The 13655-nt window shown below is 63.0% G+C and carries 17 protein-coding genes; 6 read left to right on the plus strand and 11 right to left on the minus strand.

The features are described 5' to 3' along the window. Positions 1-119 precede the first annotated feature (119 nt). The 3 genes from orn to ACJ7C5_RS01040 form a co-directional block, all read right to left on the minus strand. Positions 120-692, minus strand: a complete 573-nt coding sequence (gene orn / locus ACJ7C5_RS01030; RefSeq protein WP_228354623.1) for an oligoribonuclease — start codon at positions 690-692, stop codon at positions 120-122. A 75-nt stretch (positions 693-767) separates the two neighbouring features. Beyond that, positions 768-1292 carry a tRNA adenosine(34) deaminase TadA gene (gene tadA, locus ACJ7C5_RS01035; protein WP_412702820.1) on the minus strand — a complete coding sequence of 175 codons (525 nt, stop codon included), beginning with the start codon at positions 1290-1292 and terminating at the stop codon, positions 768-770. A 75-nt stretch (positions 1293-1367) separates the two neighbouring features. Continuing rightward, positions 1368-1727: a winged helix-turn-helix transcriptional regulator gene (locus ACJ7C5_RS01040; protein WP_412702821.1), complete on the minus strand. Its 360-nt coding sequence runs from the start codon at positions 1725-1727 to the stop codon at positions 1368-1370. 78 nt (positions 1728-1805) lie between these two features. Here ACJ7C5_RS01040 and ACJ7C5_RS01045 point away from each other — a divergent pair, with 78 nt between their 5' ends. Genes ACJ7C5_RS01045 through ACJ7C5_RS01055 form a run of 3 tightly spaced genes read left to right on the plus strand, consistent with a single transcriptional unit; the run spans position 1806 to position 3344 of the window. Beyond that, the gene (locus ACJ7C5_RS01045; RefSeq protein ID WP_412702822.1) at positions 1806-2573 is read left to right on the plus strand and encodes an NAD(P)H-dependent oxidoreductase; all 768 of its coding nucleotides are present in this window, start codon (positions 1806-1808) and stop codon (positions 2571-2573) included. Further along, complete coding sequence (locus tag ACJ7C5_RS01050) at positions 2570-3079, plus strand: acetyltransferase (protein ID WP_412702823.1); 510 nt, start codon at positions 2570-2572, stop codon at positions 3077-3079. Before ACJ7C5_RS01045 ends, ACJ7C5_RS01050 begins: the two co-directional genes overlap by 4 nt. A gap of 58 nt (positions 3080-3137) precedes the next feature. Beyond that, a complete protein-coding gene (locus ACJ7C5_RS01055; protein ID WP_005410107.1) occupies positions 3138-3344 on the plus strand; it encodes a hypothetical protein in 207 nt (68 codons plus the stop codon). A gap of 22 nt (positions 3345-3366) precedes the next feature. Here the strand turns inward: ACJ7C5_RS01055 and ACJ7C5_RS01060 are convergent, their stop codons facing one another. Further along, positions 3367-3924 carry a GNAT family N-acetyltransferase gene (locus ACJ7C5_RS01060; RefSeq protein ID WP_412703030.1) on the minus strand — a complete coding sequence of 186 codons (558 nt, stop codon included), beginning with the start codon at positions 3922-3924 and terminating at the stop codon, positions 3367-3369. Positions 3925-4147: 223 nt separating this feature from the next. Here ACJ7C5_RS01060 and ACJ7C5_RS01065 point away from each other — a divergent pair, with 223 nt between their 5' ends. The 3 genes from ACJ7C5_RS01065 (at position 4148) to ACJ7C5_RS01075 (ending at position 6826) form a co-directional block, all read left to right on the plus strand. Then, positions 4148-4804: a hypothetical protein gene (locus ACJ7C5_RS01065; RefSeq protein ID WP_412702824.1), complete on the plus strand. Its 657-nt coding sequence runs from the start codon at positions 4148-4150 to the stop codon at positions 4802-4804. 109 nt (positions 4805-4913) lie between these two features. Beyond that, complete coding sequence (locus tag ACJ7C5_RS01070; RefSeq protein WP_412702825.1) at positions 4914-5501, plus strand: hypothetical protein; 588 nt, start codon at positions 4914-4916, stop codon at positions 5499-5501. Beyond that, positions 5498-6826, plus strand: a complete 1329-nt coding sequence (locus tag ACJ7C5_RS01075; protein ID WP_094000896.1) for an XVIPCD domain-containing protein — start codon at positions 5498-5500, stop codon at positions 6824-6826. The genes ACJ7C5_RS01070 and ACJ7C5_RS01075 overlap by 4 nt, the downstream gene beginning before the upstream one ends. A gap of 54 nt (positions 6827-6880) precedes the next feature. Here the strand turns inward: ACJ7C5_RS01075 and ACJ7C5_RS01080 are convergent, their stop codons facing one another. From ACJ7C5_RS01080 to ACJ7C5_RS01110, 7 genes are all read right to left on the minus strand, one after another. Beyond that, positions 6881-7774: a hypothetical protein gene (locus ACJ7C5_RS01080; RefSeq protein WP_412702826.1), complete on the minus strand. Its 894-nt coding sequence runs from the start codon at positions 7772-7774 to the stop codon at positions 6881-6883. A 279-nt stretch (positions 7775-8053) separates the two neighbouring features. Beyond that, a complete protein-coding gene (locus tag ACJ7C5_RS01085; RefSeq protein ID WP_412702827.1) occupies positions 8054-9058 on the minus strand; it encodes an XVIPCD domain-containing protein in 1005 nt (334 codons plus the stop codon). A 57-nt stretch (positions 9059-9115) separates the two neighbouring features. Next, positions 9116-9628 (minus strand): hypothetical protein, encoded by a 513-nt coding sequence (locus tag ACJ7C5_RS01090; RefSeq protein ID WP_412702828.1) that lies wholly within the window; start codon positions 9626-9628, stop codon positions 9116-9118. Positions 9629-10048: 420 nt separating this feature from the next. Then, a complete protein-coding gene (locus ACJ7C5_RS01095; protein WP_412702829.1) occupies positions 10049-10651 on the minus strand; it encodes a DUF4189 domain-containing protein in 603 nt (200 codons plus the stop codon). A gap of 428 nt (positions 10652-11079) precedes the next feature. Further along, a complete protein-coding gene (locus ACJ7C5_RS01100; protein WP_412702830.1) occupies positions 11080-11688 on the minus strand; it encodes a DUF4189 domain-containing protein in 609 nt (202 codons plus the stop codon). Beyond that, the gene (locus ACJ7C5_RS01105) at positions 11603-12760 is read right to left on the minus strand and encodes a TrbL/VirB6 family protein (RefSeq protein WP_412702831.1); all 1158 of its coding nucleotides are present in this window, start codon (positions 12758-12760) and stop codon (positions 11603-11605) included. The genes ACJ7C5_RS01100 and ACJ7C5_RS01105 overlap by 86 nt, the downstream gene beginning before the upstream one ends. A gap of 79 nt (positions 12761-12839) precedes the next feature. Next, entirely contained in the window at positions 12840-13637 is a 798-nt protein-coding gene (locus tag ACJ7C5_RS01110) for a hypothetical protein (RefSeq protein ID WP_412702832.1), read from the minus strand. Positions 13638-13655 lie beyond the last annotated feature (18 nt).

Raw genomic sequence — 13655 nt, forward strand, 5'->3', positions numbered from 1 at the left:
GCGGCCCCGGCGCCCCCCCCCACACCCCCCCCCCCCCGCCCCCCTACGCCCCGCCCCGCGCCCGCCACTACCAGTTCGCGTGTCATCCGGTAGCGCCGGGCCATGCCCGGCGTCGTTGTTCAGGCCGTCGGCAACCCCGACAGCGCGCCCATGAACTGGCGGTAGTGGCGCAGCTCGGCGATGGAGTCATGCACATCGCTCAGCGCGGTGTGGTTGCTGTTCTTGCCGACGCCAGCAGCCACAGTCGGCGCCCAGCGCTTGGCCAGTTCCTTCACCGTGGACACGTCCAGGTTGCGGTAGTGGAAGTACTTCTCCAGGCGCGGCATCTGGCGGTGCAGGAAGCGGCGGTCCTGGCAGATGGAGTTGCCGCACATCGGCGACAGGCCAGCCGGAATCCACTGCGCCAGGAAGTTCACGGTCTGCGCCTCGGCCTGGGCCAGAGTGGTGGTGCTGTCCACCACGCGCTGCCACAGGCCTGAACGGCGGTGCTGGTTGCGGTTCCACTCGTCCATCGCTTCCAGCGTTTCCAGCGGGTGATGGATGGCGAATTCCGGGCCCTCGGCCAGCACATTGAGCTGGGCATCGGTGACCACCGTGGCGATCTCGATGATCGAATCGTTATCGGTATCCAACCCGGTCATTTCCAGGTCGATCCAGATCAGTCGCTCGTTGGCCGCGCCAGTGTCCGCCATTGTGTCGCCTCGTTGCTGGGCAGGCGCGCGGCCTACCGGTAATGAAAAGAGGCGCCCATCATACCCGTTCGCCCCTCAGCCCTCGCCGGCGTGGTCTTCCAGCAGCAGCGGCGGCTTGCCGCGCTTGGCGCGGAAATAGTTGGTCAGCCGCATGCTGGCTTCCTTGGCCAGCACCCCGCCGTGAATTTCAACGCGGTGGTTGTGGCGGGCGTCGCCAATGAGGTCGAACACGCTGCCGCAGGCACCGGTCTTGGGGTCGCTGGCACCGTAGACCAGGCGCGAGACACGAGCATGCACGATTGCCATTGCACACATCGCACACGGCTCCAGGGTCACATACAGCGTGCTGCCAAGCAGACGATGGTTGGCCAGCAGCTTTCCGCCGGCCCGCATGGCCACGATCTCGGCGTGCGCGCTGGGATCGTGCGAGGCGATGTTGAGGTTCCAGCCCTCGCCCAGCAGCTCGCCCTCGGCGCTTACCAGCACCGCACCAACCGGGATCTCGTCGAACTCACGTTGTGCGCGCTCGGCCAGCGCCAGCGCATGGCGCATCCAGTGTTCATCGGCGTCGTGCACCGGCACACCCAGGGCATCGGTCATGGCGGTTCTCGCGTGTCTGCAGGGCCAGGATGGCCGCCGGGGCCGCATTGTACGCCCGCGGCCGTGCAGGTGCCGCTAGCGTGCGTCGAAGCGCTCGCGGGCGGCGTCCAGCGCCGGGAAGTTGTGCTCGGCCCAGCGGTCCAGGGCGGACAGCGTCTCGACCAGGCCGCGCGCGACCTCGGTCAGCCGGTACTCCACATGCAGCGGCTTGCTGCCCAGGTCACACCGCTCGACCAGGCCATTGCGCTCCAGCTGCCGCAGGGTCTGGGTCAGCACCTTCTGCGAGATCCCTTCGATCTTCCGCAGCAGTGCACCGTTGCGTTGCGGGCCCTGCGCCAACGCTGGCAACAGCAGCATCACCCACTTGCCGGAGATCAGCGCCAACGCATCGCGTGCCGAGCAATCGGCGGCATAGACATTTCCGGGAAAGGCCATGGTTACCTCAAAGTGCGTAATTGCCGGGGCATACCGGCACCGCGAGGATGGTCGCACACTCCACGAACACCTCGCCCCATGCGCGCCCTGATCCTGCTTGCCCACCCCGAACCCCGTTCCTTCAACGCCCACCTGGCCACGCAGGCGGCCGAGCAGTTGCGGCACGACCATCTGCAGGTGGACATGGTCGACCTGTATGCAGAAGGCTTCGATCCGCTGGAAGCGGCCTGGCACCATCCACGGCGCCTGCAGCCCGAGCGCTTCGATGCCCAACGCGAACAACGCTACAGCGCCGAACACAACCAGCTGCCCGCCGATGTACAACGTCACCTGCACCTGCTATGGGCCGCAGACCTGGTGATCCTGCAGTTCCCGCTGTGGTGGTTCACGGCGCCGGCCGTCCTCAAGGGTTGGCTGGACCGCGTGATGGTCTATGGGCCGATGTACAACAGCCATCAGCGCCACGAACATGGCGTGATGCAGGGCAAGCGTGCGTTGCTGAGCGTCACCACCGGTTCTTCGGCGCGGGCGTGCGCGGTCGATGGCCGCGAAGGCGACACCCGGCTGCTGCTGTGGCCGTTGATGTACAGCCTGCGCTACGTCGGATTCGAGGTGATGGAACCGTTCGTGGTGCATGGCGTGCGTTCCGGCCTGCCAGCGGATCGCGTGCAGGCGCACGGCGCGGCACTGGCGGCGGCCACCAGCGACTACCGCGAACGGCTGGCACGCTGGCAACAATGGCCAACCGTGCCTTTCAACGATGGCGAAGATTTCGAAGAAGGTGGGGGGCTGCGCGCGGAAGCCACTGCGCACAGCCCCTTCATCCGCCACCGCGACGCGGGATGAACCTTCGCCTGCAGGCGCTACCGGAAAGCCTCATACTTCGCACTCTTCCGAAGCACCTTGGTGAACACATGACCACCCTCCGTCCCTCTCGCGCCGACGACGGCGCCGCCCTTGTCGATCTCTGGCGCCGCGCCGTCGACGCCACGCACGACTTCCTCAGCACTGAAGATCGCCTGGCGATCGATGCCGAAGTCGCCGGTTTCCTGCCGCAGGCGCCGATGACCGTTGCTGTCGATGCACAGGATCGGCCGCTGGGCTTCATGCTGATCGACGGCACGCACATGGAAGCGCTGTTCATCGATCCGGACGTACGTGGCACCGGGATCGGCCGGCAACTGCTGCAGCACGCACTGGCCCAGCATCCAGAGCTGAGCACAGACGTCAATCAGCAGAATGAGCAGGCGGTCGGCTTCTACCTGCGCATGGGCTTCGTCGAAAGCGGCCGCTCACCGCTCGATTCGCAAGGCCGTCCGTATCCGCTGATCCACCTTCGGCATAACGGCTGACATCTGTCGGCCGCAACCGCGTGCTAGCGTGGCTGCTTTCGACCAAGGAAAGCCGTGCATGGATGGTGCAAAAGCCCTGCTGACCCTGTTTGCGCTGGGCATCAGCCTGGTCTGGATCCTGGTGCCGTTCGCCATCTTCGCCGTGCGCAACCTGCTGCGTGAGGTACTGGTCGAGCAGCGCCGTACCAATGAACTGCTTGAACACATCGGCGGCTACCGCATTCCCAAGCCGCAACCCGAACCGACCGTCTGGCGCGCGCCTTGAGCAGGAACGCGCCAAACCTGGATCAGCCCGTCGCCTCGAAGGCCGGTGAGTACTGCACCTCGCCCTGTGCCAACGGAGGCTGCAGGCAAAGTGTCTGGAAGTACTCCGGCGCAACACCCGGCAGCACCAGGCCCGGCTCGGCACGGAAGCCGAAACGACCGTAATAGGCCGGCTCGCCCAGCAATACACAGCCATGTGCACCCTGCTGACGCAGTGCTTCAAGTGCGGCGTGCATCAGGGCCGCACCGATGCCCTGCCCCTGCCACGCGGGCAATACCGAAATCGGGCCCAGGCCAAACCAGCCCGTGCTGCCATCGCTGATCGTCACCGGCGACACCGCCACATGGCCGATCACCTTGCCGTCCATCTCGACCACCAACGAAACGCTCAGCTCCCCGCGGGCGCGAAGGGCATCGACGATGAACTGCTCGGTATGGCTGCTGTGCGCAGTGTCCCGGAATGCGGCCTCGGTGAGCGCATGGAGAGTGGCGTGATCATCAATGGCTTCGGTACGGATGGTGTAGTTCATGGCGTAATGTCTGCTTGCGTGAGAGTTGCGTGAATTAGCGACCGCTGTCACAAAAGAACGGCGAAATGTCGGACGCGAAGTGCAATCGCTCCCCCCACCTCGAATCGCCTGTGCCGCAATGGATTCGGCGAAACCGCCGCACGCTGAATGCGTCAAAATTCCGTCACCGACGCCTAGTCGTAGCTGGCGCCAGGTTTCCAGAACACTCCATAATCGATAAACCTGTCACCAGGGAAGGATATATGGACACGGACGCACGATGCAGGATGCCGCCATGGATGTAGCCATGCTGACACGCAAGGGACGCCATCTGGTACCGATGGGCCTGTTGCTGGCGCTGACGGCCTGCTCGCCTTACGCGGATGCAGAGCGTGACGTTGCCGCAGGTGGACGCGGTCTGGCCAAGCTCAACCCATCACCGCAGCAAGGCTACGAGCTGGTGCTGACACTGAAGGATGCCCCCGGCCCCTTCGCGGTGGTCGAGGGCGTTGCCCAGTACGACGCACGCAACTACGCAGCATGTGGGCGGATCGTGCCTGCAACGGGCACTGCGGGCCGCATCACCAGTCAGGAACCTATCGCGCTGCGCCAAGTGGGTGAGAACGAGTACCGCGGTACGTTCTACCTCGATCGCATGCAGGACGAGGATTACTACGGGCGTGGCGTCTGCCATTGGACGCTGACGGGTGTCGGTGCGATGTTGCGCGCGACTGGCGACACCGCAAATACCCGCTTTCTGACGTTTCTCAAAAAAGATCGCGTGGATGCAGGTTCGCCGTTGACTCTCCACTATCCGAAGATTGCCTATCCTCGAGCCGAGCTCGCTGCCAACTATCCTGCCAGCGGCAAAGAGAATCCGTCCGAGTACAAGGAAGAGCTGCGCGAGGCGCTGTTCTCAACCACCACCACTGTGCAGAAACTCGCGCCATGAGCTGCCAGTTCAACCATCCCTCTACCCCCAAAGGAGGCCGACATTGCGCCACAAGATGATCCCGTGCCTTGCTCTGCTTCTGTTGACCGCCTGCCATCCGGAGACCGCCATGAACCAGGAACGTGCCGCTGCTGAAGCCGATATCGCCCAGGGTGGGCGTGGCCTCGCCAAGCTCAACCCCAGCCCGCGCAAGGCCTATGAACTGGTGCTGCGCCTGAAGGATGCCCCCGGTGAGTTCGCGCTGGTTGAGGGTGTCGCGCAGTACGACGTGACCAACGAAGACCAGTGCGGGCACATCGAACCGGCCACCGGTACCGCCGCACGCATCACCAGCCAGGAGCCGGTGGAGCTGCGCAAGGTCGCCGACGGCGAATACCGCGGCACCGTGTACCTCGACCGGATGCTGGATGAGGACTACTACGGTCGTGGCGTCTGCAAGTGGGAATTCAGCGGCGCCGGCGCGATGCTGAAAGCCACCGGCGCCGAGGGTGAAACGCGCTTCCTGTCGTTCATTGAGGCAGCGCCCTTCGTCAAAGGCGAGACCGAAACTCGCCACTATCCTCGCGCAGACTATCCGCGTGTGAACGAGATTCCTGATTACGGCGCAAGCGGCCAGGAAGATCCCACCAAGTTCCGGCCTGAACTGCAGAATGCGCTGTTCTCCGCTTCGCTTGAAGCCAGTGAGGTGCGCCAATGAGCCTCAACAGCCAGGACTATGCTGCACTATCCGAAGATGCATACAAGGATTATGCGGTCGGTCGTCGTGCACCTGGTCAAGAAGAGATCGTCCCGATCAACGGCCACAAGTACAAGATTCTTGAGCATGTTGATAATCGACTGAACGGCTATCAGGGAACGATCTACCAGCGAGTCGACACCAATGAAATTGTCGTCGCACATCGCGGCACCGAACAGATCGCACGCGATGCAATTCTGACCGACGGTGGCATGGTCGTTGCCCGCACCAACGTGCAGGCTCCGGACGCCATCGCGCTGACTCAACGCGCCCTCGCCTACGCCAAGAAGGAAGGGCAGGATCTCGGACAACGTCCGCCCGAAGTTACCGTCACCGGCCACTCCCTCGGCGGCGCTCTGGCCCAGATCACCTCGCACCACTTCAACGTCAAGGGCGAGACCTTCAATGCCTACGGCGCGGTCAGCCTCAGCTATCGCATTCCGGAAGGCGGCAACACCATGATCAACCACGTCATGGCCTCCGATCCGGTCAGCGCCGCGTCACCGCATTTCGGCCAGGTCCGCATCTATGCGAAGCCGGATGAAATCAAGACACTGGCCGCAAACGGCTTCAGCAATCACGCCCTGCGTGATCTGATTCCGGACCGCCCGATCATCGCGGCCACCAGCTCGTTCGGTGCGCACAAGCTGGGCAACTTCCTCAACGAAGGCTCGGTGCTGAAGCACCCGGAAACGCAGAAGCTGGCGAAAGACAACGCCAAGATGATCGAGGAGTATCGCGACGACGTCGAGTCACTGCGTCGCGGTGTCACCCGCGCCGCACGCGGCATCCCGGGCGGCGCCATCGATCTGTACGATCACATCCGCGGCCCACTGCAGCCCGGTGAACCGGCACGCCGCGAAGCGGAGAAGAACGGCCATCACACCAGCATGCTGCGCATGGACGATGCCAACCACCTGGGCAACCCACTGTTCAACGACGCGATCCGCGGCGTGCACGCACAGGACGTGCGGGTCGGTCGCGTGCCGGATGTGATGAGCACGCAGCTGGCGGGCAGCCTGGCGGCCGAAATGCACGCGGCTGGCGGCAAGCGCATCGACGAGGTAATGATGAATGCCGATGCCTCGCGCAGCTTCGCCGTCCAGGGCCAGGGCGGTGACCCCGCTCACCTTCGCGTGTCGGTGGATACGGCAGTGGCGATGAACACACCGCTGGAACAGAGCAGCCAGCGCATCGACCAGCAGGCCGCAGGTCAGCGCCTTGCACTGGAGCGCGACCAGCAGCTGGAACAGCAGCAGAACCAGACCCGCAGCATGCAGGCCTGATGGCGAGCGCGGGAGCCGATCATTCCGGCTCCCGTTGCACGTCGGCACTCCGGCTCAAGGGCTGGAGGCAGCCATCGGCGCGGAGGTACCGGCCGTCACAAACAGATCCGGGCCAGAATCCGGGAAGCCGCCACAGACCCGATCCCCCGGCGCCACCGGGTCGCATGGCCACTGGCTGCGTGGAACCCTCTCGCGCAGCTCGAAGCGATCTCCGGTCCAGACCACGAATGCCAGGTGCTCACGGTTCCAGTCACTGAACGCACGCGGGCCACCCTTCTGGGCGGCCTCCGGGTACTGCACGAACCAACGCATGGCCGGGGCAAACTGAAGCTTGCTGTGGTCCAGTGTGATCCTGCCTTCGCGGGCCAGCTGGCGTGCGCGATCGGCTTCCGTCAACGGCGGCATGGCCGGCATGGCCTCGGCCGTTACATCCCGCGGTGCGGTATCGCCACGCACCTGGTACACGCGTTGGGTGATGTAAGCCTCGCGGCAGTCACCGGCCGGCATGTGCACAGGCTCCTGCGCCTCCACGGTCGTCGCGGTCGCCGGGTTGCTGCAGAGGAAAGGCGCCGACACCAGATAGAACGTGCTGTCGGGGTCACGGCTCTCCAGCGAACGCACCCAGACGTCGCCCATCCGCGCGATGAAGTCCGGGCGCTGGCCGTAGCCCGGCACCGCCTTGAACCATACCTTCTGGCGCAGCCTACGCTCGCGCCAGCTGCGCGGCAGGTGGATGTCCTGCTCAGGCACTGCCACCAGCAGAGCCGCCAGATGCGCCGGCATCAGCCCCTCGCAGGCACCGATCAACAGATCGCCCTGGGTCGCCAGGCGCCCGGCCAGATCCACCGGACAACGGGCACCGAGCGCACGCTCGGTGGCCTGCTCCGGCGGCAATGGGACGACAGCCAGTGCGACTGGTGCCGGAGGCGCGCTTTCGACGGGCGGCACGGGTACGGGTGCCAGAGCTGGGACTGGCATCGTCGCGGGTGTGGCAGCTGGCCCGGCCTCCTGAGCCTGTGCCGCCGCAGCAACGAGGCTCAATGACAGCAGCCAGAGCGGCGGCAGTCGGCGTGTGGACGAAGTACAGCGGGCAACGACATACCGGGAATTCGGGAGAGCGATTCGCATGTGGTGTCCTTACGTTGGGTTTCCATGTCGGCGCCAGAAGGCGCCACGCGTCTTGCGTCCAGCACCTGCGAGCCTCCACCCCGCAAGCACCCCCGTGGGTCAGATCGAACGTGAACGCTGCTCCTGCTCGCGGGCAGCGGCAGCAGACTGATCCTGCTGAGAAACACTGGCCGCCAACTGCTGGCTGCTCTGCACCAGTGGCTGCTGGGCGGCCTGCTCCCGGTCAACGGACGCACGCAGCATCGCCGGATCACCCAGCGCGCCCTGCACTGCAAACAGCGTGCGGCCGTCGTTGCCCGCCAGCAGATGATCGATGCGCGACAGGCCGGCCTTCTGCGCCCCCAGCGCCAATGCGCCAGCGGTATTGTCGAGCTCCTGTGCATTGCGCAGTCCACTTTGTGGTCCCATCTGCTGCAGGTGCCGGCGCGCATCCTCGAACAACGCGTTGCCGGGCTCACCGGCATGTGACATGTCGCGTGCAACGGTCTGCGCCGGCGCACCGACTTCGCCTCGATCCAGTCGCGCCATCACGTCCGGCGTCAACTTCTGCTGCCAGCCCTCGAAGCGCTGCTGGCGTGCCTCGATGCCGTTGAGCGCGCCATTGATCGCCCGCGTCGCTTCGCGCACATCCTCGCGCGCGGCTTCCGGCACACGTGTCTGCCACTGCCACACCGCAATACGGCCGGCATGCTCGGGCAGCGCCGCCAGTTCCGGCTGATTCACCAGATCCAGATCCAGCGCCTTGCCGGCACGCTCGTAATTCTCCTTGCCGACCAATGGCAGATAGCCGCGGCCGTGATACTTCAGTGCGTCGCCAGGCGCGTCGTTGCCCATGCGCCCGCCGTACATCAGCTCGGCCAGATTCTCCGGCCGCCCACGAAGCGCCTCCTGGCGGGCGCTCTCCAGCGCACCATTACCATTACGCCACGCGGCTTCCACCGGGATCTGCGAGATGCCCCGGGTGAAGTTGAAGCTCTCGTTGAGTCGACTCAAGCCACGGGATTCGTGCCCGGCCTGGGCCATGAAATTGGCCAGTTCCCGGGACGAGGTGATGCCAGCCTCCGTGGCCTGTCGCAACAACTGCGACTCTCTATCCTGCGACACGGTGGAACTCCTGCTCGATCATCGTGGGGTACTCCTGCCTCCTCACAGGCGCGGCACTCAAGGCAGGCTCACGTCGGCAACTGCGGACGGATCGAAATCCTCGAATCGCACCCTGCCCAGCTCGGCTGCCGAGAACTCACGCGTATGGGTCGCCTCGGTCTCGGTATCAACCACCCTGCGCTGTACGCCCTGCACCCAGCAGGCCCGCTCCAGTGGTGCGTAACGGAACGTGTAAATGCTGCTCCAGCGTTCCCTGCTGCCGCCATTGGTGATCACGCTGAAAGCACCATCCTCGATCGTCACGTAGGCGAAGGGATCGCCGGCGATCCCGCCGCGGGTGGAGCACGGCACCAGCTTGTCGTTGCGCGCGGCCAGCTGCCAGCGTCCCGCCGCATCACCCAGCAGCAGCAACAGCACCCGGTTGGGACCGTGCTCGCCGGGCACCAGGCCATCGGGCGCCGGTTGATCGATCACCAGCAACTGGTCGTCGATGCCATTGCCGGTGAGATCGCCGCGTACGGCTTCCAGCAGGTTCGCGCCGGACGGAACGAACGCCAGGGCATTGTCCATGTGCGTGCCACTCCCCTTTTCCATCCCCTGCAACTCCTTCCAAGCCGTCTTGCCAGTATCCATGCAACGGCCGGGATACCGCGCAATACGCCACATGTCCCGGTGTCCGCCAAAGCGGATGATAGCCCTGGCCCTGCGAGGACTTCGGTGGTCACGAGCGTCGCCCGTACGGTGGGTCGTCAGAGTCCTCATGGACGGAAAAGCTCCTGCGCTCGATTGCACCGATGCGTCGGAATTTTGACGCGCACGCAGCTTACTTCGAGGAAGCACCGTTCGTCGAAGGGGGCCCCAAAAGAAAAGCGCAACTGATCACACAAAAAGCGGAGCTATCGTGAACAGTCACCAACCCGCTGGAACCACATCACCTGAATTCGATGGACGCATCATCGTTGCCCCGGCCTCATTCAAGGACAGCGCCCCTCAGGGCAGGCTACATCCCGAATAGGCAATCTCACATGCTTGGCCATGCTTCCCTCGACACGCCCGCATGGCACCGGAACGGGCAAGGACCTCGCTACCGGCAGTCATCACGACACTGATCGCGCCAGGGGCAAGGGTTCCAACGGGATCGGCAATGGCGACGCACTGATCCCGGAAGGCGATCCAGACCTCGCACTTCTGCCCACCGTCGCTTCTGCACGCGTCCACTGCAAGCGAACGTGCCACACGCTTCGACTTCTGGGAAACGGCTGCCCCTCTGGGTCTGTAACTTCCCGGCTCACGCAGGGAAACATCCTGGGCAATGGCTCCCCATCGCCTCTGCCAAACGCCAGTTGACATGGGCGTGCCCGATTCACCCCCCTGTGCACCGGGTATCGGGGCACACCCACCGACACCCTGATCACCGATTGGATACTGGCCCGGAGGGCAGCGGCCTTCGGCCGAGGCAGTGAGCGGCAGCAAGCCTGCAATCAGCAGGCACGGGAGAAGACCGCGGTGGATTCGTTTCATGAGGACACCCATTGCCTTGCTGCCCATTGTGAGAGGCGGGACGGCCTGAGGGGACGATCGTTGCCCAGACATGCTCCCGGACTGGGAAGCTTCACAGAGCAAACCCTAGCCCAGGCGGGCGGGCCACCTGATCATTGGAGAGCTCGGCGATTCCAATCGGAATGCTCGGCAAGCACCATGCCCACGAAGTTCTGCCGCGCCACGCTGACCTGGAATCTCTGAACCCAGGCCTCCGCACAGCATGCCCAACGCAATCGATACTGTCGCCACCAGAACCGCAACGGGAACATCGTGCCTGTGCCGTAGAACAACTACCTTTGAACAGCTGCTTGGCCTAGGCAAACAGCAGACAGAAAATGAACAGGGACCGCAAGTCGATGAACGAGGACAAAGCGACCTCGTACAGCAGGCGCTCTGAATGTTGGCTTGGTCAACATTCCCTGACAACCCGTAATGCGACCTCTAGCAACTCATGCCTGCAGGCCCCGGCCCTCCTTCGCTCAATAAGACTTGAAGAGCGGCTCAGTGCAATCGGTATAGAGCACCTTGCATTGCCCGATGCTCTCCTTACTGCACGCTGCCAGCACATTCTGGGTTGCACTTTCGCGCGATGCTCCCGTGTTCGTCCTTACCTTCCGTCCTTCCTGCGCGGTCGCGTAGGCAACGCACTGGTTCTTGTAAGTTGTCAGGACTTTGCAGTCGGTCGCCCCATACTGCGCACATCGCTCTTGGGCTTCTGCCTCGGCTGCCGACTTATCCTTATGATCCTTGGATGCCCCCATGTCACCGGACGCCGGTGACAGAGAGATGGCACCCCACGTCTTGATCCAACGGCCGTCGGGCCTGGGCGCAGATGTGCCACTCTCCCCCCCGGTTGGAATCGGGGCGCACCCACCGACACCCGGGCCACCGATTGGATACTGACCTGGCGGGCAGCGCCCTTCTGCAAATGCTTGGTCGGCAGCTACCAACGTAATCATCAGAAGAATCACGCGCGAAGCCAAAGACATATTTACCTCTTCATCAATTGCCGCTGATCTTATTCGCAGCCCGGAGCCCTGTTTCCTGGGGGGACAGCAGACCGCCTTGCGGAACAGTGAGCCTGCCATTTCCAGCTGAATTACTGGTTTCCGGATTGACAGAATCCTGCTTCGAAGGAGCAGCTGGTGTATAGGTGCCGGGTGGACGCCCATCCGCACTCGGAGTAGCGGCTGCGCTGCCACCTATCTGCGAATATGCCATGAAGCCGCCCAGCGTGCCCTGGAAGAACATCGCGGCCATTGGGGGCGCAGTCAGGATCAGCGTCGTCAGAATCAATCCCATGCCGCCCTGCTGCATCGCCTGGCTGGTCATGCCGTCGCTGGAGGCGCCATTAAGCAAGTAACGATTTACCAGCGCAGTCGTCCAGAACGATGCCGATACCCGGATCACCATGTCCAATGCAATCGACACCATGGCCGCAAGCACCGCCATCGAGAACATGGTGCCTATACCGTAGAAGAGCCACTTCTGGAACAGCTGCTTGGTCTGTTCAAACAGCAGGCACAGTATGAACAAGGGCCCCAGCCCGATGAACAGCGCCATCGCAACTTCGTACAGCAACAGCATCGAACCTGCCGTGACTGCGGGACCGCCGGCGCCCAATCCGATGAACCACTGTGCGCGGGTCTTGTCAGCCTGCAACCCCGGATCATCCAACACCTTGATGGCATCAATGCTCGACAACGCCACCTGCATCCAAGCCAAGCTCTTGTCGATCTGATCCTCAGGCTTTTCATCCTTGCCAGTCACGACATGGGTGATGACACCTTTGACGTCACTGGTCAGGAACTTCTGCAGATTGGTACCAAACATCGCCATGCTAGTAGCGACACTGACAATCAGCGCAGCGCGAGCCATGTTGGTAACAAGCACCATCATCGAGTCACGGCTTCGGCCGGTGACAATTCGATAGCCCTGAATCAGCACCCACAGGGTCATGAGAATGAGGGCCATGGCGCCAACCCACTTCATCATGTTGCCCATCAGTTCGATGCCAAACTTCCCGATACGGTCGTGCAGGAAGTCCAGGATCAGGCGGAAGAACACGAAATCGCCGATCGACTGGATACGCACCGCGTAACCCAGAAGATCCTGCAACCCGCCTGAAAAATTGAAATTGAAAATCGAGCTGATCGACATTTCCACAATCCCTTGGTAGTTCCGCTACCGCTCTAGTCGCCGCAATGCGATGCAGCGTCCATGTGCCCGGTTGACGCGGTTATTTGATGCTCAACGCGGCCTTGAGCGAAACGGTCTTTACTAGATCGCTTGCCAGGCGAATCGCCGTTGGATCACCCTTCAATGCCGCCTGGGCAACGATCTTCTGGTTGGCTTCCATGACCTCGATGTACGCGTCGTAAGCCTTCATTCGCGCCTGCCAGGACTGCGACTGCACCGCCAGCTCGTTGGCCGTCCGCAACGAATCACTGTCAACGCCGGTCACAGTACCCGCGCGGTTGTCGCGCTTGCGGTTCGCGTTGATTTTCGTGATCAGATCGTCCATCTGCGGGATTGTCTGCTGAATGAAGTCAACTGAATCGTTGTACTTGCGATTCTGCATCATCCGGATATTGACGCAGATCTGACGCTGCTGCTGCTTGACGTCACCCTTTGGGTTGAAGACAAAGTACGAGAACAGCATGTCCACGGGATCGCCACTTCCGCCATTGCCACACGCCTCGGTCACCATGTAATCATCCGGCACACGCGTCAGGATGGCGCCTGGCGGAAGACCGAACGACTTGAAAATGCTCTGGACATCGATGATTGCTTCGCGCACCTGGTTGAGCATTTCACTCCAGCGCTTGGCGTTCTCACCGAATTCGATGCCGTTGGAAATGCGATCCAGCATGGCCTGGAGCCAATTGGCACCGTCATACACGGGGATTGCATTTACAGAGGACACACCGCCCAGCGACAGCGCCACCCCAAGCGTCAACGCCGCAAGGCGCGATCGCAGGAGGACACGCTTTCCAGTGCTGGCATTCATCGACGCGTTCTTCATGATCATCTCCATTGTCTTCTCCTTCACTCC

The sequence above is a fragment of the Nocardiopsis yanglingensis genome (assembly GCF_045809185.1).
GTDB lineage: Bacteria > Pseudomonadota > Gammaproteobacteria > Xanthomonadales > Xanthomonadaceae > Stenotrophomonas > Stenotrophomonas yanglingensis.

What these genes read in the sequence shown, in the direction of transcription:
- orn (WP_228354623.1), bottom strand. Translation starts at nt 692, where the DNA reads ATGGCGGACACTGGCGCGGCCAACGAGCGACTGATCTGGATCGACCTG.
- tadA (WP_412702820.1), bottom strand. Translation starts at nt 1,292, where the DNA reads ATGACCGATGCCCTGGGTGTGCCGGTGCACGACGCCGATGAACACTGG.
- ACJ7C5_RS01050 (WP_412702823.1), top strand. Translation starts at nt 2,570, where the DNA reads ATGAACCTTCGCCTGCAGGCGCTACCGGAAAGCCTCATACTTCGCACT.
- ACJ7C5_RS01040 (WP_412702821.1), bottom strand. Translation starts at nt 1,727, where the DNA reads ATGGCCTTTCCCGGAAATGTCTATGCCGCCGATTGCTCGGCACGCGAT.
- ACJ7C5_RS01100 (WP_412702830.1), bottom strand. Translation starts at nt 11,688, where the DNA reads ATGGCAGGCTCACTGTTCCGCAAGGCGGTCTGCTGTCCCCCCAGGAAA.
- ACJ7C5_RS01075 (WP_094000896.1), top strand. Translation starts at nt 5,498, where the DNA reads ATGAGCCTCAACAGCCAGGACTATGCTGCACTATCCGAAGATGCATAC.
- ACJ7C5_RS01095 (WP_412702829.1), bottom strand. Translation starts at nt 10,651, where the DNA reads ATGTCTGGGCAACGATCGTCCCCTCAGGCCGTCCCGCCTCTCACAATG.
- ACJ7C5_RS01110 (WP_412702832.1), bottom strand. Translation starts at nt 13,637, where the DNA reads ATGGAGATGATCATGAAGAACGCGTCGATGAATGCCAGCACTGGAAAG.
- ACJ7C5_RS01055 (WP_005410107.1), top strand. Translation starts at nt 3,138, where the DNA reads ATGGATGGTGCAAAAGCCCTGCTGACCCTGTTTGCGCTGGGCATCAGC.
- ACJ7C5_RS01065 (WP_412702824.1), top strand. Translation starts at nt 4,148, where the DNA reads ATGGATGTAGCCATGCTGACACGCAAGGGACGCCATCTGGTACCGATG.
- ACJ7C5_RS01070 (WP_412702825.1), top strand. Translation starts at nt 4,914, where the DNA reads ATGAACCAGGAACGTGCCGCTGCTGAAGCCGATATCGCCCAGGGTGGG.
- ACJ7C5_RS01105 (WP_412702831.1), bottom strand. Translation starts at nt 12,760, where the DNA reads ATGTCGATCAGCTCGATTTTCAATTTCAATTTTTCAGGCGGGTTGCAG.
- ACJ7C5_RS01045 (WP_412702822.1), top strand. Translation starts at nt 1,806, where the DNA reads ATGCGCGCCCTGATCCTGCTTGCCCACCCCGAACCCCGTTCCTTCAAC.
- ACJ7C5_RS01090 (WP_412702828.1), bottom strand. Translation starts at nt 9,628, where the DNA reads ATGGACAATGCCCTGGCGTTCGTTCCGTCCGGCGCGAACCTGCTGGAA.